The following is a 16,889-nucleotide window of genomic DNA, read 5'->3' on the forward strand; positions in this document are numbered from 1 at the left end:
AAGATTGCTACCTATCGTCCAGCATTTCGTCCTTGGGGTCAAGAGCTGGGATCGCTGGGGATCGCTGTTGGGCTCAGCGGTGACGAATGAAGTCGTAGATCTCCAGGTACTCCTTGCCGGGATAGTTCCAGGAGTAGTCGTAGCTCATGCCTTGAATCTGCAGTTGACGGAACTGGTCAGGAGCGGTGTACCAAAGGTCGATGGCCCGATCCAGAGCCGACTCCAAAGCAGCTGGATCTGTGTGATAAAAGACGTAGCCGTTGCGTTGCTCGGGCAATTTGTGGGGATCGTAGTCGCGGTCGAAGACGGTATCCACCAGGCCGCCCACTCCTCTCACCACCGGAACTGTGCCATACTTCAAGCCAATCATCTGAGTGAGTCCACAGGGTTCGTAGTGGCTGGGCACTACGATGATGTCTGCCCCCGCATAGATAAGGTGGGAAAGTTCTTCGTTAAAGCCCAACTCAATGTGAACATCGGGGTTGTTGTTGAGGTAGCTTTTCTCGTGGGCAAACCAAGCGCCGATCCCTCGCTCCGTAGCGGATCCCAGCAGAACAAATTGGGCATTTTTGAACAGGGAGCGGTAGATGGCATGATGCACCAAATGCACGCCCTTTTGCTCGTCCAATCGCCCGATATAGGCCACGATAGGCTTGTCAACATCCTGCAGTAGCAGCCGATCCCGCAGAGCTTTTTTGTTTTTAGCTTTATTTTCCAGCGTTTGAGCAGTGTAGCGCACGGGGATAAAGCGGTCGATCTCCGGGTTCCAAATGTCGTAATCGATGCCATTCAAAACGCCGCGAAACTTGTGCCGGTGCAAGTAGAGGGTATGGCCAAGTCCATAGCCGTAGTCGCCAAATTGCACCTCCAGCGCGTGATTGGGAGAAACCGTAGTAACGAAGTTGGAAAAGACAATTCCCCCCTTCATAAAGTTGAGAGAAAAGGGGTTGAAGTTATCGCGCAAACGGTCGTAGTGGAAGTAATAGGGTTCGCGGTTGAGGCCGGTAGCCCAAAGAATCTCTGGGCCGCCAAAGCCTTGGTGTTTGAAGTTGTGAATGGTGTAGCACACCCGCTGGTTTCCCATGCCGTGGTACTTGTAGATCTCAAACAGCAGCACCGGTACCAACCCTGTCTGCCAGTCGTGGCAATGGATGATGTCGGGGCGCTTGTTGCTTTGTAGGAGAAACTCTAGAGCCGCCTTGCTGAAAAAAGCAAAACGCATGTTGTCATCCGGGCAGCCGTAATAACACCCGCGATTGAAGAAGTTATCGCCCGAGTGGGGCTCAATAAAAAAGCAAAGGCGGCCATGCACCCAGCCGCAGTACACCGAGCAGTGAATGGCTCCCCCGTACCAGGGCACCCAGAGATCGCGATAGGCGTCGTGCAAACCCCAGATCTGGTCGTAGCGCATCGTGTCGTACTTGGGCAAAACCAGCTCGACACAGTGGCCCCGCACCTCCAGCTCGCGGCTGAGGCCGTACACCACATCCCCCAGTCCCCCCGCCTTGATAACCGGGGCGCATTCAGACGCAATCTGCACGATGTACATTTCGAGACCTCCCGTAGCACCGCCTTAGCTTTCTTTACAAACGATAATCTTTTTGGCCTCGACAGAACATCCCTCCCAATGGCAAGGGATCCCCACAATTAGGGATCCTCACTTTAGATAACCTCTGGGCAGACTGGGTTCAGGCTCAAGCGGCGCCATTTGCTCAGGAACCTGATCTACGGGAGCAGCCCTCTGGGCAATTATGGGCATTTCGATTCAAACTAGAAACGTTGAATGCACGGGGCCAGAAGGCTTTTCAAGGACTCCGTCCCGCTGGCGCGATCAGTAGCCCAGGCCTCTCACCCTAACCTGAAACGCGACTATGAACGGCTGATCCCGCTGGGGCGGTACCGTTCTTCGAGCCAAGTGCGCAGCTCATCTTCCGGGAAGGCGGCAGCCAAGGTGCCCGTTCTGGGCTCGTGGGCATGCCAAAGAACATGGCCGGATGGATCCTGGCTTTACGGTAACTGCAGCCGGCTGCACCTCCCCTCGTCTCTTGCGAGCAGGCTTACTCTCTCCGGCTAGGGGTAGCCAGGGATCCTTCAAGGTCACGCGAACTCAATACCACTGTTGAGCGTAAAGGCGCTGCACCAAATAAAACACGAATAGGTTGACATCCACGCGCCGCTCGTCAATCATAAAAGACTCGATGGTGCTGGCCGGGGATCCTTCGGTGGTACAGCGGAAGAACTTGCGGCCATTCAAGGATCCCTCAGCAAACAGCACGCTAAATTGCTTCTTGCCTCCTGCAAACGCGCCGACCAGCGTCTTGCCTTCCAGGCGCAGCTCCAGATCGCTGACTCCGCGCTTTTGAAAAGCCGCAATGGCCGCCGGGATCACCTCTTCCGTGATCTGTTGCTCGAAGGGCTTTTCTTCCTTAGCAACTTTTTTCGCAGCGGCTTTGGGGGAATCCTCAGCAGCAGGCTTGGCAGCTTCAGCGGGTTTCTCGGCAGCAGCGGCCTCGGGGGTGGGTTCTCCAGACATGGGGAAACGCTCCGACAATCAGATGGGTAAAAGCCTTAGATGCAGAACAATCAAAAACTCCGTCCAGAACCGGCAAAGAGCTAGCCCTTGGGGATGTATTGGCCGACAATTTCTTCAGCAGGGATCTGGGGAAAGCCCATGCTGAAGTTGGGGGCACGCCCCTGCAGGTTATAGGCGATCTCCCCTTGCTTGAGCAGGGAGCGGATGAAATGTTCCAGGTCAGACCCAATGCGGCGGATATTGTACTCGGTCAAGTCTCGCCCCCGGTATTCTTCCACCAACTCTTCGAAACGGGCATAGACCTTTTGCAGGGCAGCATCAGTCCAGACCAGCTCGTTGTCCGGATCCACATCGAGGGTAAACAGGTCGTCGCGGGGCACGAAGTTGTTGTCTGCAGTAACTTCACCGGCAAAAATGTGGACGTGGCGAGTGGTGCATTTCAGCATTGCGATGGCTCCGCTCCGGATCTAACCTGATAAACAGCGTATCACTACCTAGCGCTTGTGGGGGATCCGCTATTTGCCCTCGACTTGTTCCGGCCCTCTCTATGTCTGCCGTTAATGTCTGCTGTTATTCCCCAACTGGAACGCCTGCACATAGAGGTGACCAACGTTTGCAACTTTAAGTGCGAGTTTTGTCCAGATGGGATCATGCAACGGCGGCGGGGGCACATGGAGCCCGCTCTGCTGGAGCAGATTTTGGAGGAAGTAGCGGCAACAGGGCTGGCCCGCGTGATGGCTTTTCACCTGATGGGGGAGCCGCTGCTCTACCCATACCTTTTCGAGGGTATTCGCAGGGCCGCTGAGCTTGGCCTTCGCCTGCACCTGACCAGCAACGGCAGCACCTTTGCCCTCTGGCCGGAGCACATTGAAAAGCTGAACCGCAGCCCCTTTGCTAAGCTAACCATTTCCCTGCAAACTCCCGATCCAGTTACCTTCAGCATTCGCGGAGCACCTCCCCGCCTCACGCCGGAGCGCTACTTTGCTGGGATTACCCAATTTCTGCAGGTGCACTTGCGCTCCTCCAGCCCTACGCAGGTGCATCTCAAATTCCTGGATACTAGCCCCCACCCGTTTTTGGTGCCGCATAAGGCTCTTTCGGTGATCGATTCTGCACAGCAGATGCGCGCTCAGCTCTCGGCTTGGGCCAGACGAGCTTTGCAAGGGATCCCGGATGCACCGGCTCTCGATTGGGTAGAAGCCCGGATTGCTACTTACCGACCGGGCCGCTGGCAGCAGATCCGCATCCATCCCCGCTTGGTTTTGGAAACGTTTCCCTTGGACAGTTGGGGCAACGTGGAGACAGACCGGGTAATCCCAGCTCGCTGGGGATACTGCAATGGCGCTTCCGGTCAGGCGGGGATCCTCTACGACGGCACGGTGGTGCCCTGTTGCAAGGACTATGAAGGGCAAATCCCGCTGGGGCAAGTGACGCTGGGGGGATCCCTGGCCGAGATTTTGCGGGGCCAACCGGCCTGTGCGCTGCGGCGGGGGTTCAATCGTCTGCAGGTGAACCATCCCGTTTGCCAGCGCTGTATGGGTGGAGACACTTGCATCAAAGCCTTGGCCAGACAAGTGGGTTCCGTTGTCTACTTCAAGGTGTATCGGCCTTGGAAACAGAGGCTGGATCCCGGTTGGGGACAAGTGTAGACAGTTTCGGGAAAAGTCAACGCCCCACAGCAGCGGTTTCCCTGCCGTGGGCATAGCAACAACGTGACTTTCTTTCGTGATTTCTTCTAAGGGGCTCACGCATTGGGAGGAAGTTCCAAGGCCAGCGGCCCCAGCAAGCCCTTGCGGTAGTCGTTGAGAACTTGCCGTGCCGCCCGCTGGGGATCCCCTTGATACCGCCGCTCGGCCAACTCCTGCACTGCGGCACCACCGGGAGGGATCGGATCCGGCCAACCGTAGCGCTTTTGCAAGAGAGATCCGGCTTGGGGCTGCACCCTCAGCACGTGATCCAAAAAGTAGGCCGCCACCCGTTCGGGATCGTAGGCCGCTTCGCCGATGTCATCGCAGATGGCCAATAGAGAGGCCGCCTGTTGATCCGGCAGAGAGGGCGGTAGGATGCCCGGCGAGTCCAACAGATCCAACTCTCCCCCCAGCCGCACCCACCGCAGTTGCCGCGTCACCCCAGGACGTGCTGCGCTCTCAGCTGCCCGCCGCCCCAACAGTCGATTCAGCAAAGCAGATTTGCCCACATTGGGAAAGCCCACCACCACCGCCCGAACGGCCCGCGGTCGCATTCCCCGCTGTTGACGCCGCATATTGACCGATTGCCCCAGTTGCAAGACCGCCTGCTTGAGGCGATTCACCCCTTCTCCTGAGCGGCCATTGGTGGGATAGACAGGGATCCCTTGCCGTAAAAAATACTCCTGCCAAGCTTTCAGATCCCCAGCCTCAATGCAGTCCGCCCTGTTCAGAGCCAGGAGGCGAGGTTTTTCCCCCAGCCACCGGCCCAGCTCAGGATGACGACTGGCCAACGGGATCCGCGCATCCAACACCTCGATGACTGCATCCACCCGCTGCAACTCTTCCCGCAACTGGCCGATCGCCTTGGCAATATGGCCGGGATACCACTGGATGGCCGGAGAACTCATGCCGCCAGAACCCTAGAAGTGGACAGCAGAAATCAACAGTGGGATCCAATCTAGCCCGATTCCCCAAAAGAGGCTCGACCTGCCGGCTGAAGTAGCCAATAATACAACGTGAGTGCCGCTGGGATCCCTTTCCTGGGCAACCTAATGTTTAACCAACGGGGGTGCAGGGGCAACAAGCCCCGCGCTCTACCCGCAGGGTTAGCGTCGGGATACATGGATCCCTGCATGCTATACTATTATCTTTTTAGTACCCAGGAATGCTGGGGAAGGGAAACCACCTGTCCAGTTGTTCTGTCGGGGGTCGTAGACCTAGACAAGTGGCGTGGGGTAGGAATACCCAACCGTGAGGTAAAGACTCCATCCCGCTGACGCCAAGGGAAGCCCGCGCTCTGTCCGTAGGACGAGCGCCGGGAGGATGTCACGAATGCTAGGGTCTGTAACAGAGGGGAGCTTGCTCAAGATCGACAGGGATCCTCAGCCAGCCGAGCCAGAGCCTCCAAATCAGCACCCACCACGCGGTTGAGAATCCATTCGGGATGTTGCTGGGCACCCATGCGTCGATAGAACTCTATCGCCGGCTGATTCCAATCCAAAACCATCCACTCCAGCCGCCCATATCCTTTGGCCACCGCCTCCTGAGCCACCCGCGCCAAGAGCGCTTTGCCAATGCCTCTGCCGCGAAACTCCGGCAACACGAACAGATCCTCAAGGTAAATCCCTGGTCGGGTCAGGAACGTGGAAAAATTGCGGAAATAGAGAGCAAAGCCCACCGCTCGCCCCTCCACTTCTGCCAGCAATGCCGAGGCCAAAGCCTCTGGGCCGAACAAGTAGTGGTGCAACAGATCGGCGGATCCCGTTACCAGGTGGCTCAGCTTCTCGTACTCGGCCAAGGCGCAGATGAGGTCAAACAAAACGGGCACATCTAAGGCGGTGGCAGGACGGATTTCCATACTTTTGCCTGGCTTCACAACCAATTCCTTGAATTTCCTGAGATACCGGCACGAGAACAGACCACAGTTTATTCTTGTTGTGGACAGAACGCCCAGGCAGCATCTTTTGGACGCGCAGCGTGGTGGGGGCAGCGGCAGGGGCCCAGAGGACTCACCGCACAAGGCAGGTAGGGTGACCGAGAAAAGTAACGGCAGAAGGGATCCCAGGGCAAGCCACAAGAGAGAGTTGGTACGGCCCGGTGGGCGCGCTCGTCCCGGATTGAGAAGCGACGGGATCCACTCTTTTCCAGCAGAGGGATCAACTGCGCCAAGAACGTCAGCCCCAACCACAAGCCAACTCCCACTCAGCGCTTGCACAATTGCCCTCCCCCGTCGGCCAACAGCGTTGTCTTCCAACCAGAATCAGCCTCGGCCAGCCTGCTTGCCCAGGACTAGCGTGGCAGCCCGTTTTGGAGCTGTCCTTCCCTGCCGGCAAGAACCCGAGAAAAACCGATTAGAGTGAAATATGGACTGACCCGCTGAGCCTTCCGATTCCATGACCACCTCCACCCTTGATGCTGCTGCCATCCTTGAAGCGTTGCGCCCTGTTCAAGATCCGGAGCTGCGCCGCAGCCTGGTGGAACTGAACATGATCCGGGATATTCGCGTCGAGCCTGGGCGAGTGGCCTTTACCCTGGTGCTGACCACGCCGGCCTGCCCTTTGCGAGAATTCATTGTGGAGGAGTGCAAAGCTGCCATCCGCCAGCTGGCCCCCATCGAAGCCATTGATGTTACGGTAACGGCGGAAACCCCCCGTTCCCCTTCCCTGCCGAATCGCCAGTCCATCCCCGGTGTGCGCAACATCATCGCCATTTCCAGCGGCAAGGGGGGCGTGGGCAAAACCTCGGTGTCGGTGAATGTGGCGGTGGCGCTGGCCCAAAGCGGGGCCCGGGTGGGGCTGCTGGATGCCGATATTTACGGTCCCAATGTGCCGCTGATGCTGGGCCTGCAGGATCGGTCTCTGGTTGTGCAAAAACGGGAGGACGGCGGCGAGGATATCTTCCCCCTGGAAAATTACGGCGTCAAGATGGTGTCGATGGGCCTCTTGGTGGGACGGGATCAGCCGGTGATCTGGCGGGGGCCAATGTTAAACGGGGTGATCCGGCAATTTCTCTATCAGGTGCAGTGGGGAGAGTTGGACTACTTGATTGTGGATATGCCCCCCGGCACCGGCGATGCCCAATTGACCCTAGTGCAGGCAGTGCCGCTGGCAGGAGCTGTGATCGTCACCACGCCCCAATCGGTGGCCCTGCTGGACAGCCGCAAGGGCTTGAACATGTTTCGGCAGTTGGGGGTGCCCATCCTGGGCATTGTGGAAAACATGAGCTACTTCATCCCGCCCGACCTGCCGGATCGCCAGTACGATATTTTCGGCTCAGAAGGGGGAGAGACCACGGCCCGCGAGCTTGGTGTCCCGCTGCTGGGGCGGATCCCGCTGGAAATCGCCCTGCGCCAAGGGGGAGATATGGGTACGCCTATTGTCATCGGCCAACCTGAGTCGGCTTCAGCCCGGGCCTTGAAGCAGATTGCCAAAACCTTGGCAGGCCGTGTTTCGGTGCTGGCTTTGGGGGCAGGCTAGAAGCGCTCGGCTTCCACCAACGAGACCCCGAAGCTGCGTCCTCCCACCACAATCCCCTCTTGGGCCTTACCGCGCACGGTCACTGTGCTGTTCATGGCCGGCAGCCCCTTGTCGGTGATGACCCAAAGGGAACCGCTGTTGTCTTGGATCTCATACACGCCCTGGCCGAACACTCCTATCTGGTTGACCACGCGACCGCGGACATACACATCGGTGTAGCGGGAGGGATTTTGCTCTACGGTGGCGATGGGAGTTGTGCCGATGCCCAGACGCGCCAGTGGCCCACACCCGGCTAGGGCCAGGCTCAAACACAGCAAGAACACCAGGGATCCCTTGGGGAAAGGTAGGCCGAGTCGCTGTTTCATGGGTTGCTTCCATTACGAGCACCTGCTCCCAAGATAGCAAGCCGGCAGGGAAATCCACGGCCAAGTTAGAACTTCTCGCCAATGCCGAAATGCAGTTGGCCTTGGCCGGCTCCGCCTTGCCCAACCGCGTAGTCGATGCGCAACGGCCCCAAGGGAGATTGGATGCGAATGCCGACCCCCAGCCCCAAACCACTGCCCGGCTTGTTGCGCACCAGGGCAGGATTGCCGGCCACGGCAGCTCCACTGCCCAAATCGGTGCCGTAGTCGGCAAAGACCACTGCCCCCACCGGGTCGAAAATGGGAAAGCGCAATTCGGCGGTTGCGGTGGCAAAGCTGCGACCGGAACCGATACCCCCCTCGAAAAAGCCCCGCACCGAGCTGCCCCCACCGATGGGGAAAGCATCGTAGGGAGCCAAGTCGCCGATGGTCGTGCCTGCTCGCACATCAAAGGCCAATACCTGCGGTCGCTCGCTGCGGGTTTCAAACAGGTTGACGGGAATGAACTGGCTGTAGCCGGCCTCGAGGCGGTTGGCATTCAAGCCATTTTGAAACAGACGTACCGACTGTTCTGTGGAGATGCGAAAGACCGAGCCCTGGCTGGGGCTGTTGGGGTTGTCGCGGGCGTCGTTGATGAGGCCGAGGCGCAGGGTGGTGTAGCTGTCTTGGCCGCTCTCGCTGAAGGTAATCGGGTTGCCCAGCACATCGAAGCGCTGCTGCTCCCCGTTGCTGTTGCGAGCTTCTACAAATTGGATGCGGGTGCCCAAGCTGGCCCGCCAATTGCCCCCAATCGGGCGAGAGAAAGTCACCCCGCCGCCAAGACGGTTGATGCGCACGGGATCCCCATTGGGCAGGGTGAATCCCTCATTAAAGACAAAGCTGGAGCTCTGCTGGTTGGAGATGTTGACGTTGTAGGAGGTGGGAATGTCCAGCGTGGCAATCCGCGGGTCGGTGAAGTTCAAATCGAAGAGGGTTTCGTTGGTGCCCACCTGCACGTTGAAGCTGGCACTTTGGTTGTTGCCGCCCAAGTTTTGTTCGGAGACGTTGAGGCCGGCGAAGACCCCTGTGGCGGAGCTGACGCCGATGGTGCCGCCCAAGGTACCGGTGCGACGTTCTTCCACGTTCACCACCACCACCACCTTGTCGGGATCCTGGCCGGGGTTGAGCCCCACATTCACGTCCTGAAACAGGTTGAGATTAAAAACCGCCTGCAGGTCTTCCTGGATTTGGTTGCGGTTAAACACATCCCCCGGCTTGGACTTCAACTCGCGGGTGATGATGAAGTCACGGGTTTTGGTGTTGCCCTGAACGCGAATATCCTCGATCACCCCCTCGGCGATTTCCAGGGTGATGGTGCCGTCTTCAGAGGAGCGCACATCCGTCACTTTGGCCAGCACGTAGCCCTTGTCGGCGTACCACTGCTCGATCTCGGCCACCGCCGATTGCAGCTCGCCGAAGTTGAGCACCCGCCCTTCCTGGTCGGCAAAGGCGGCCCGCAGCACTTCCGGATCCAGAACTTTCGCCCCTTCTGTGCGCACCGCTTTGAGAATGGGGTTGGGCTTGACCTCAAAGGTGACCCGCACCCCCAAAGGCGTATCGGAAGGCACTGCCCGCACATCGGCAAACAATCCGGTGGCAAACACGGCATTGATGTCTTCCCGCAACTGGGATCGGGTGGAAACCTCGCCGGCGCGGGTGCGGATGACGCTGTAAACCCGGTTGATCAGCTCCGGATCTTCAGTGCCCTCAACCACTACCTCCGCTACCAACACTTCTGGCTCGCCGGCAGTGGGGGGTGGGGTGGGGGAGGGCTGGGCGGGGGTGTCGCCACCGGTGCGCAGGTCAAGGGTGCCGGGCTGAGGAACCGATTGCGCCCAAGCCGGGGATCCCATCAGCAGAGCGCTACGGGACGCTTCAGCAAACGCAAAAGCGGTGCAGAGCACCATCCCGCGGGTGAGCGCTGAAGTTAGCCAAGGGCGAAGTTGCCTGGAACGATTCATGGGGATCCCTCGCACACCAAAAAGCAAGATTGCAGAGCCGGGCCAAGCTTGCGTTAAAACCCTCTGCCGCCCAGCAGCGGACAATTGCCCTGGATTATATCAATCCCCATCCACCCAGATCCGAGCGTGGCCGCGAACCGGATTGCGGACTTGGGCAGTCTGGAGTGCAAAAAGCAGCCTCCCCCGCTCAAGGCAGGCGCAGGGATCCCCTACAGCGCTGGCCGCAAGACCTCGGCTCGACTTCCTCGGCAGCTAGGTTGACTTGGGAGTTGAGGATGACGACGGTGATGGGAGCAGGAGTGGGAGGCAAAGAGCGGCTGCTCCTCCAGCCCCAACTGTCGGCGTACTGTTGTGGGGGAACGTTGGGCAGGATCAGGACGGTGTTTTGCAGGACGTTGCTTTGCAGGGTGGTGGCGTTGCCGTTCAGGATCGCCATCTGCTGGGTGTGGGAAGTCTGAGCCAGGACGGCTGGAGCAAACCCGAAGCCGAGCAGAGCTGCCACTCCGGGGAGGAGGAGTTTGCCGACACTTTAGCCTGCTTTGCCCTCCGCTGAGTTGCCGCAAAAAAAGCTACGTGATGGGGAGGGATCCCTGCTGGGGACGTACAGCCGCGCGGCCCAGGCCCACAAAAAAGCCTGCAGAGGGTACTCTGTGCAGGCCCGTCTTGCTCGTCTGGATTGTCTTGATGGAGCTCAGAAGGAGAAACCGACCCCCACTCAGGAGCCGCAGGGGAAAATCAGCTCTCCGGCTCAAACACCTTCAGATCCACCACCTTCCCCCCTTGGAAAGTCCAGTGGGCAAAGGTTCCGGCAACTTCCCCATTCTCATCGAAGTTGATGGATCCAGAGGCGCCGGTGTAGAAGATGTCTTCCCCTTTGCCGATCAGCTCCACCGCCTTGGCCCACTCTCCGGGCAGGATCTCGGTGCCGGGGGGATTGGCCACTTCCCGCAAAGCATCCCGAACAGCAGTGCCATCGGTGCTGCCGGCTTTCTGAATGGCCAGAGCCAGGACAAAAGCGGCATCGTAGGCGGTGTCGATGTAGGGGGTGGGGGGCAGCTCCCCGTAGGCGGCTTTGTAGGCTTCGGCAAAGATTTGGTAAGCCTTGCTATCGGTGAGGGCCTGAGGCGAAACGCCGATGGATCCCTCTAGCTTTTCGGCTCCCACCTGGGCTGCCACGTCGGGAGAGCGCATGCCATCGGTGAAGACAAAGCGGTCAAACAGTCCTTCTTCCAAAGCTTGCCGCAAAATGACCACACCGTTTTCGGGGTAGCCAATCAGCACCAACGCCTGGGGATCCCCTTCCTTCAGTTGGGTCAGCTCACTGCGGTAGGAAGCCTTGCCGGGCTCGTAGGGAACCGACTTGGTGATGGTGCCGCCCCGCTTTTCAAAAGCCGTCTTAAAGCTGTCGGCCAGGCCCTGGCCGTAGTCGTTGTTAATGTAAATAATGGCCAGGCGCTCCAGCTTCTCTTCACGGGTGATCTGGGCCAAGGCCACCCCTTGGTAGGCGTCGGAAGGAACCGTGCGAAACAGAAAATCGTTGTCCTCCAGAGTGGTGATGGTGGGGGCGGTGGAAGCGGGGGAAATTTGCGGGATCCGATTGGGAACAGAAACCGTCGTGGCCACCGGGATGGTGATGCCACTGCCCAAGGCGCCGATAATGCCGGCCACCTTCTCCACGTTGACCAACCGCTGAGCTGCGTCGATAGCCGGCTGAGCCGACGTCTGGTCATCCGCTTCGACCACTTGGGCAGGGGATCCCAAAATGCCACCGGCGGCGTTGATTTGGTCAATCGCCAGCTTGATCCCTTTGAGGCAGTTTTCCCCGAAGGCCTGCAGATCCCCGGTAAGAGACATCAAGGCCCCGATTTTGACCGGCCCCTGAGTGGCCTGCTGAGCCGTGCTGGGCAGCAGAGTGGTGGCAAGAGCAGCAGCCGTCAGGGCAGCCGCCGCCGCAAAGGCCCGTCGGGTGAGTTTGTTCATGGGAGACATAACCAACAACCTCCTGTGAGGGAAGAGAAAGTAGAACTCAGATCCCAAAAGTCAAGCAAGTGTTGAACCGTAGCAGTCAGACGTTGGCTCACCTCAAAGCGTTCCCCACTCCCTCAAGAAAAGATGGCTCCGGGAAACAGGCGGGCCAGACTCAGGATCTCGCCCGTTCCTTGGCTGCTGTAGGGCTGGCTGCGGCCTCCAAAGGCAGTTGCCCCTGTAGGAATCCAGGAAGGATAATGGGCAAACTCGGCCATTGGGCTCATTATATTTTGAGAAATACTGAACTCATCGGTCGGCGGGGTTTTCCCAAGGCAGCGGCGTGATTGTTATCGACGACATCTCCAAGCGGTTTGGCGGCATTAGCGCGGTGGATCACTGTTCCTTCCGCATCGAAACCGGTCGGATTACGGGCTTGATCGGCCCGAATGGGGCAGGGAAGACCACGCTCTTTAACATCATCGCCGGGTTTATTCGGCCCAGCAGCGGGCGCATCTGGCTAGATGGGGAAGACATCACCGGCCTGCCCCCTCACCATCTGTTCCGTCGAGGGCTGGTGCGCACCTTTCAGATCCCGCGGGAGTTTGGCCGCATGACCGTCTTGGAGAACTTGATGGTGGTTCCCCCCAACCAGATAGGGGAAAACCTGTTCGCCACTTGGTTCGGTTGGCGGCGGGTGCAACGACAAGAACGCAACCTGCAAGCTCGGGCCGAAGAGGTTCTGGAACGGCTGAACCTGATCCATCTGCGGGATCAACTGGCCATCACCCTTTCCGGCGGGCAAAAAAAACTCCTGGAACTGGGACGTACCTTGATGACCGATGCGCGGGTGATCCTGCTGGATGAACCGGGGGCCGGCGTCAACCGCACCCTGCTGGCGGATTTGATGCGCTTTATCGAGTATCTCAACCGCGAGCGGGGCTGCACCTTTTGCATCATCGAGCATGACCTGGATCTGGTGACCCGTCTCTGCGACCATGTGGTGGTCATGGCTGCCGGCAAGGTTCTCACCCAGGGATCCATGGAGGAGATCAAACAAAACCCAGCCGTGCGGGAGGCCTATTTGGGATCTGTGGCACTGGCCGACTCCCTAAACCCACCCCAACCCTCCCCTCTGCCTTCGGAGGGATCCCTCTCATGACCCCTTTGCTGGACATCCAAGATCTCTACAGCGGCTACCGGGGGGTGGACATCCTCAAAGGGATCCACCTGAAGGTGAACCCTGGGCAAATGGTGGTGATCATCGGCCCCAATGGAGCCGGCAAATCGACGGTGCTGAAATCCTTATTTGGCTTGGCCACCATCCGCTCAGGCCGAGTGCTGTTTCAGGGATCCGACATCACCCACTTGCCTGCCGAGCAACTGGTGCGACGGGGAATCGGCTTTGTGCCCCAGACCAACAATGTCTTCCCTTCCCTCACCGTGCAAGAGAACCTGGAGATGGGGGCCTTCATCCGACGCGACAACCCTGCCGCCCAACTGGAGCGGGTTTATGAGCTGTTTCCACCCCTGAAAGAGAAACGACGCCAAGCGGCGGGATCCCTATCGGGTGGACAACGGCAGATGCTGGCCATAGGGCGAGCGTTGATGGTGGAGCCGCAGTTGTTGTTGCTGGATGAGCCGACCGCCGGCCTGTCACCGCTGTACATAGAACAGACCTTCGCCCTCCTGCAAGAGATCAACCGTCTCGGCATCAGCATCCTCATGGTGGAGCAGAATGCCAAGCAGGCCCTGAAGATGGCGGACTGGGGCTATGTCTTGTCCACGGGAGAAAACCGCTTTGAGGATACTGGCCCCAACCTGCTGAGCAATCCTGAGGTGCTGGAGCTGTTCTTGGGCGGGTGAGGCCCTCACCCCCCTCCCCTTTCCCAGAAGGAGAGTCAAGCGGGGCTGGCCAGTTGCTGCTTGCGCAGTTGAGCTGCTTGGTTGAGAAGAGCCTCCACAAACGTCATCGCTTCTTGGGCGGAGTGGCCGGCAGTAAGTTGGGCCAGTTCTTCGCGGCGTTCTCGTTCTCCCAAAAGCTCCACCCGCACAGAAGTTCGTTTTTGGTGCACCACCTTGTGAACCCTCAGGTGGTGATCCGCCAGGGCAGCGATCAGGGGTTGGTGGGTGACGCAGAGGATCTGGTGATCTCGGGCAATGCTGTGCAGCTTGGTGGCGATGGCTTGCGCCACTTTGCCCGACACGCCGGTATCGATCTCGTCGAAAACCATGGTGGCCACCGGATCGATGCGGCTGAATACGGCTTTCAAGGCCAGCAGAAAACGGCTCATCTCGCCGCCCGAGGCAATGCTGGCCAAAGGTTGAAGAGGCTCACCCGGGTTGGGGCTAATCCAAAAGCTCACCTGATCCACCCCCTCTGCTGTCGGGGGGCCGGGTTGGATCTGCACCCGGAATTGCACTGCGCTCATCCCCAGCGGGCTGAGCTCTTCTATGAGGGCCTTTTCCAGTTGACAGGCCGCTTGTTGCCGCAGTTGAGAGAGCACCTGGCAATGGCGCTCCAGGTCTTGGGCAGCTTTGTCCAGCCGCACCTGCAATTCCTCTAGGTCGGTGTTGTCTCCTCGCAGTTGGGCCAACTCCGTCTGCACCCGCTCCGCATGGGCCATCACCTCGGCCAAGGTCGGGCCGTATTTGCGGCAGGCTTGTCTGAGTTGCGCCAAGCGCCGTTCAATTTTGTTCAACCGACCGGGATCTGCCTCCAGCGTCTCGCCGTAGCGAACCAGCTCCCGCCCCACCTCCTCCACCTGAATGAGAGCGCTGCTGACCATTTCCGCCAGAGGGGCTAGGTCGGGATCCCGCTGGGTCATGGTCTGGAGCAACCGTTCTACCTGGCCCAACAGATCGGCGATGGCCGGTGAGCCGCTGTCGTTTTGATAGAGCAATTGGTGAGCTTCGTAGCTTTGCTGTTGCAGTTCCACGCGGTGGGCCAGGCGCTCCCGTTCCCGCTCCAGCTTGGCCATTTCGTCGGGATCCTCCAGGCGCAGGGCGGCCAGCTCTTGCGCTTGAAACTCCAGCAGGTCTAGCCGTTGCAGGCGCAGTTGTTGGCTTTGCCGGCGGGATTCCACCTCTGTTTTCAGTTGGTTCCAGGTTTGGTAAAGGGCAGCCACCTCTGCCCGTGTTCGCAACAACTCTTCGCCGCCAAAGTCGTCCAGCCAACGGCGCTGGGTTTGGGGAGATTGGATTTGAACGGTTTGCCCCTGGGCAGTGATCTCTACCAATTTGGCCCGCAGGTTGAGCATCTGGGCTTTGTTCACCAGCACCCCATTCACCCGCAGGCGGCTGGTGAGCTTGCCGTTGCGCAACACCAGCTCGCGACTACAAACCAGGCCCTCCTCTAGGGGGTCGATGTGCTCTTGTTCTAGCCAGGCTTGCAGTTCAGGATTAGGACTGAAGATCGCTTCCACCAGACCTCGTTCGCTGCCAGTTCGCAGAGCCCGAGCTGTACCTCCTAGAGCTGCATCCAGCGCATCGAGGATGATGGATTTGCCGGCCCCGGTTTCTCCGGTGAGCACGTTTAGCCCCGCTCGAAAGGGGATCTCCAATTGCTCGATCAGGGCAAAGTTCTCGATCCGCAGCAGGCGCAACATAGGGATCCCGTGGGCTCAGCGTGCCGTTGGCAGTTTTCAGGATAGGGCTTGCGGGGTCGCTCTGTCCCACGTTAGCGTACCCACCATCCCTCGGTAGACGGGTACTGTTAGCGCAGCGGTGCGGAGCACTACCCGTTCTGGTTTGGGGATCGGAAATTGGCAGCCCGGCTCAGCCGGCCAGGGGGTAGCGCTCCATCAGGTAGCAGAGGCAGTCTTGGCGGATGATGCGGCTGTTGAGGGTGAGCATGCCCGGCATGATGGGCACGCTGGTGCGAATTTCTCCATTGCAGGCATAGAAAAAGCGATCCGCCACATTTTGGCCCTGCTCGTCTTGCACCTCCAGGTGGAAGCCGTTGTTCGTCCAGCCAATGGGGGTGTGGGGGGGAAGCTCCCGAAAATTGAGGAGATCCAAATCCGGCGGGAAGCGGATGTGGGAGGGGGATCCCTCTTGGTTGCCATCCTCTTCCCCAAAGCTGAAGCTCACCTGATCCGGGATTTTGACAATGGCGACGCTGTGGAACAGGTCGATATCTTGGCGGAAGACAGGGCGCTGCGGGATCGCCGACAGGTGAAGGCAGGCTTCCAAGAATTCGTAGGCATGCTGGGTGCCGTGGGGTTGATCCGGCTTGCCACACTCCAGGGTCACCGCCGGGCAGAAGCGCCCGAAGGCCATGCTCTGCACCCCTTCTGGCTTGGTGAAATAGAGGACGGTGCGCCCAAACAAGGTGGCCAGGTGCAGGGTAGGGGCATCCAGGTGATTGACACAGGCGTAGTGGGGGTTGGTGCCCGTGTTGTTGTGGATATCGACGCTGGCAAAAACGCCCCGCTGCTGCATTTGCTGCAGGACGGCCTGGGCCATGGCGTGCTCGGGGGTGGAGCCGGGGCCCCAAATGCGGTTGTAGTCCGGTTGGCCATCTAGCCGCCGTTGCCGGTGGCGGGCAGCCTGCACGTTGCCAATGAAAAGGGAAAGAGAACGGGGCAATTCCCGCTGGGCGTGGTGGCGGAGGAGCTGCCGCACCGCCTGCCAACCGGTGGTTTCGTTGCCGTGCAGCAGGACGGACACAAACAGGGCGGGATCCCGTCGCCCCGGCAGATGGATGAGGGTTGGCCCACCCAATCGGTCGTAAAGCTGATGGGCCTCTAGATCCAGCAGTTGATCCGGTAAATGATCGAGGACGGTGAGCATGCTGTTTGGGCTAAGAGGCTTGATTCAAACTTCTGGCTTCCGGCCCTAGAGTGGGAGGGAGCGGGAGTCCA

Annotated in this window: 16 protein-coding genes; 4 read left to right on the forward strand and 12 right to left on the reverse strand. The window is 59.3% G+C overall.

Annotated elements, in window-relative coordinates; translation table 11 throughout:
• Nucleotides 1-73: 73 nt before the first annotated feature.
• The 3 genes from glgA to ACVWXF_RS00910 form a co-directional block, all read right to left on the reverse strand.
• On the reverse strand, nt 74-1,549 hold the full coding sequence (gene glgA, locus ACVWXF_RS00900) for a glycogen synthase GlgA (protein ID WP_011432291.1): 1,476 nt from the start codon (nt 1,547-1,549) through the stop codon (nt 74-76).
• A 558-nt stretch (nt 1,550-2,107) separates the two neighbouring features.
• Nucleotides 2,108-2,533, reverse strand: coding sequence for a DUF2996 domain-containing protein (locus ACVWXF_RS00905; protein ID WP_011432290.1), 426 nt, complete (start codon nt 2,531-2,533; stop codon nt 2,108-2,110).
• 80 nt (nt 2,534-2,613) lie between these two features.
• The gene (locus ACVWXF_RS00910; RefSeq protein WP_011432289.1) at nt 2,614-2,979 is read right to left on the reverse strand and encodes an NAD(P)H-quinone oxidoreductase subunit M; all 366 of its coding nucleotides are present in this window, start codon (nt 2,977-2,979) and stop codon (nt 2,614-2,616) included.
• A 114-nt stretch (nt 2,980-3,093) separates the two neighbouring features.
• On the opposite strand from ACVWXF_RS00910, the gene ACVWXF_RS00915 reads away from it, so the two are divergent.
• Nucleotides 3,094-4,182: a radical SAM/SPASM domain-containing protein gene (locus ACVWXF_RS00915; RefSeq protein ID WP_457473384.1), complete on the forward strand. Its 1,089-nt coding sequence runs from the start codon at nt 3,094-3,096 to the stop codon at nt 4,180-4,182.
• A gap of 95 nt (nt 4,183-4,277) precedes the next feature.
• Here ACVWXF_RS00915 and ylqF read toward each other — a convergent pair whose 3' ends face one another.
• From ylqF to ACVWXF_RS00930, 3 genes are all read right to left on the reverse strand, one after another.
• A complete protein-coding gene (gene ylqF / locus ACVWXF_RS00920) occupies nt 4,278-5,129 on the reverse strand; it encodes a ribosome biogenesis GTPase YlqF (protein ID WP_457473385.1) in 852 nt (283 codons plus the stop codon).
• A gap of 455 nt (nt 5,130-5,584) precedes the next feature.
• Nucleotides 5,585-6,079, reverse strand: coding sequence for an N-acetyltransferase family protein (locus ACVWXF_RS00925; RefSeq protein ID WP_457473386.1), 495 nt, complete (start codon nt 6,077-6,079; stop codon nt 5,585-5,587).
• A 68-nt stretch (nt 6,080-6,147) separates the two neighbouring features.
• Entirely contained in the window at nt 6,148-6,423 is a 276-nt protein-coding gene (locus ACVWXF_RS00930) for a DUF6464 family protein (protein WP_457384139.1), read from the reverse strand.
• A 191-nt stretch (nt 6,424-6,614) separates the two neighbouring features.
• On the opposite strand from ACVWXF_RS00930, the gene ACVWXF_RS00935 reads away from it, so the two are divergent.
• On the forward strand, nt 6,615-7,697 hold the full coding sequence (locus ACVWXF_RS00935; RefSeq protein WP_457473387.1) for an Mrp/NBP35 family ATP-binding protein: 1,083 nt from the start codon (nt 6,615-6,617) through the stop codon (nt 7,695-7,697).
• On the opposite strand, the gene ACVWXF_RS00940 is transcribed toward ACVWXF_RS00935, so the two are convergent.
• The 4 genes from ACVWXF_RS00940 to ACVWXF_RS00955 all read right to left on the reverse strand — a co-directional run bounded on the left by ACVWXF_RS00940 (nt 7,694) and on the right by ACVWXF_RS00955 (nt 12,048).
• Entirely contained in the window at nt 7,694-8,062 is a 369-nt protein-coding gene (locus tag ACVWXF_RS00940) for a hypothetical protein (protein WP_457402393.1), read from the reverse strand. The two genes, ACVWXF_RS00935 and ACVWXF_RS00940, sit on opposite strands and share 4 nt — an antisense overlap.
• Before the next feature lie 65 nt (nt 8,063-8,127).
• Nucleotides 8,128-10,059 (reverse strand): BamA/TamA family outer membrane protein, encoded by a 1,932-nt coding sequence (locus tag ACVWXF_RS00945; RefSeq protein WP_457473388.1) that lies wholly within the window; start codon nt 10,057-10,059, stop codon nt 8,128-8,130.
• A gap of 187 nt (nt 10,060-10,246) precedes the next feature.
• Nucleotides 10,247-10,495 (reverse strand): hypothetical protein, encoded by a 249-nt coding sequence (locus tag ACVWXF_RS00950; RefSeq protein ID WP_457473389.1) that lies wholly within the window; start codon nt 10,493-10,495, stop codon nt 10,247-10,249.
• A 299-nt stretch (nt 10,496-10,794) separates the two neighbouring features.
• On the reverse strand, nt 10,795-12,048 hold the full coding sequence (locus ACVWXF_RS00955; protein ID WP_457473390.1) for an ABC transporter substrate-binding protein: 1,254 nt from the start codon (nt 12,046-12,048) through the stop codon (nt 10,795-10,797).
• A 319-nt stretch (nt 12,049-12,367) separates the two neighbouring features.
• Here ACVWXF_RS00955 and ACVWXF_RS00960 point away from each other — a divergent pair, with 319 nt between their 5' ends.
• Together ACVWXF_RS00960 and ACVWXF_RS00965 are read left to right on the forward strand one after the other, a co-directional pair.
• The gene (locus tag ACVWXF_RS00960; RefSeq protein WP_414382094.1) at nt 12,368-13,186 is read left to right on the forward strand and encodes an ABC transporter ATP-binding protein; all 819 of its coding nucleotides are present in this window, start codon (nt 12,368-12,370) and stop codon (nt 13,184-13,186) included.
• The gene (locus ACVWXF_RS00965; protein WP_414347449.1) at nt 13,183-13,890 is read left to right on the forward strand and encodes an ABC transporter ATP-binding protein; all 708 of its coding nucleotides are present in this window, start codon (nt 13,183-13,185) and stop codon (nt 13,888-13,890) included. Before ACVWXF_RS00960 ends, ACVWXF_RS00965 begins: the two co-directional genes overlap by 4 nt.
• A gap of 35 nt (nt 13,891-13,925) precedes the next feature.
• Here the strand turns inward: ACVWXF_RS00965 and recN are convergent, their stop codons facing one another.
• Nucleotides 13,926-15,632 (reverse strand): DNA repair protein RecN, encoded by a 1,707-nt coding sequence (recN, locus tag ACVWXF_RS00970; protein ID WP_457473391.1) that lies wholly within the window; start codon nt 15,630-15,632, stop codon nt 13,926-13,928.
• A gap of 169 nt (nt 15,633-15,801) precedes the next feature.
• Nucleotides 15,802-16,818 carry a M14 family metallopeptidase gene (locus tag ACVWXF_RS00975; RefSeq protein ID WP_457465835.1) on the reverse strand — a complete coding sequence of 339 codons (1,017 nt, stop codon included), beginning with the start codon at nt 16,816-16,818 and terminating at the stop codon, nt 15,802-15,804.
• Nucleotides 16,819-16,889: the final 71 nt, after the last annotated feature.

This window comes from Thermostichus sp. MS-CIW-40 (assembly GCF_054058315.1).

Bases quoted from the DNA above. Each gene is read 5' to 3' on its own strand.
- glgA (WP_011432291.1), bottom strand. From the start codon at position 1,549: ATGTACATCGTGCAGATTGCGTCTGAATGCGCCCCGGTTATCAAGGCG.
- ACVWXF_RS00905 (WP_011432290.1), bottom strand. From the start codon at position 2,533: ATGTCTGGAGAACCCACCCCCGAGGCCGCTGCTGCCGAGAAACCCGCT.
- ACVWXF_RS00910 (WP_011432289.1), bottom strand. From the start codon at position 2,979: ATGCTGAAATGCACCACTCGCCACGTCCACATTTTTGCCGGTGAAGTT.
- ACVWXF_RS00915 (WP_457473384.1), top strand. From the start codon at position 3,094: ATGTCTGCTGTTATTCCCCAACTGGAACGCCTGCACATAGAGGTGACC.
- ylqF (WP_457473385.1), bottom strand. From the start codon at position 5,129: ATGAGTTCTCCGGCCATCCAGTGGTATCCCGGCCATATTGCCAAGGCG.
- ACVWXF_RS00925 (WP_457473386.1), bottom strand. From the start codon at position 6,079: ATGGAAATCCGTCCTGCCACCGCCTTAGATGTGCCCGTTTTGTTTGAC.
- ACVWXF_RS00935 (WP_457473387.1), top strand. From the start codon at position 6,615: ATGACCACCTCCACCCTTGATGCTGCTGCCATCCTTGAAGCGTTGCGC.
- ACVWXF_RS00940 (WP_457402393.1), bottom strand. From the start codon at position 8,062: ATGAAACAGCGACTCGGCCTACCTTTCCCCAAGGGATCCCTGGTGTTC.
- ACVWXF_RS00945 (WP_457473388.1), bottom strand. From the start codon at position 10,059: ATGAATCGTTCCAGGCAACTTCGCCCTTGGCTAACTTCAGCGCTCACC.
- ACVWXF_RS00950 (WP_457473389.1), bottom strand. From the start codon at position 10,495: ATGGCGATCCTGAACGGCAACGCCACCACCCTGCAAAGCAACGTCCTG.
- ACVWXF_RS00955 (WP_457473390.1), bottom strand. From the start codon at position 12,048: ATGTCTCCCATGAACAAACTCACCCGACGGGCCTTTGCGGCGGCGGCT.
- ACVWXF_RS00965 (WP_414347449.1), top strand. From the start codon at position 13,183: ATGACCCCTTTGCTGGACATCCAAGATCTCTACAGCGGCTACCGGGGG.
- recN (WP_457473391.1), bottom strand. From the start codon at position 15,632: ATGTTGCGCCTGCTGCGGATCGAGAACTTTGCCCTGATCGAGCAATTG.
- ACVWXF_RS00975 (WP_457465835.1), bottom strand. From the start codon at position 16,818: ATGCTCACCGTCCTCGATCATTTACCGGATCAACTGCTGGATCTAGAG.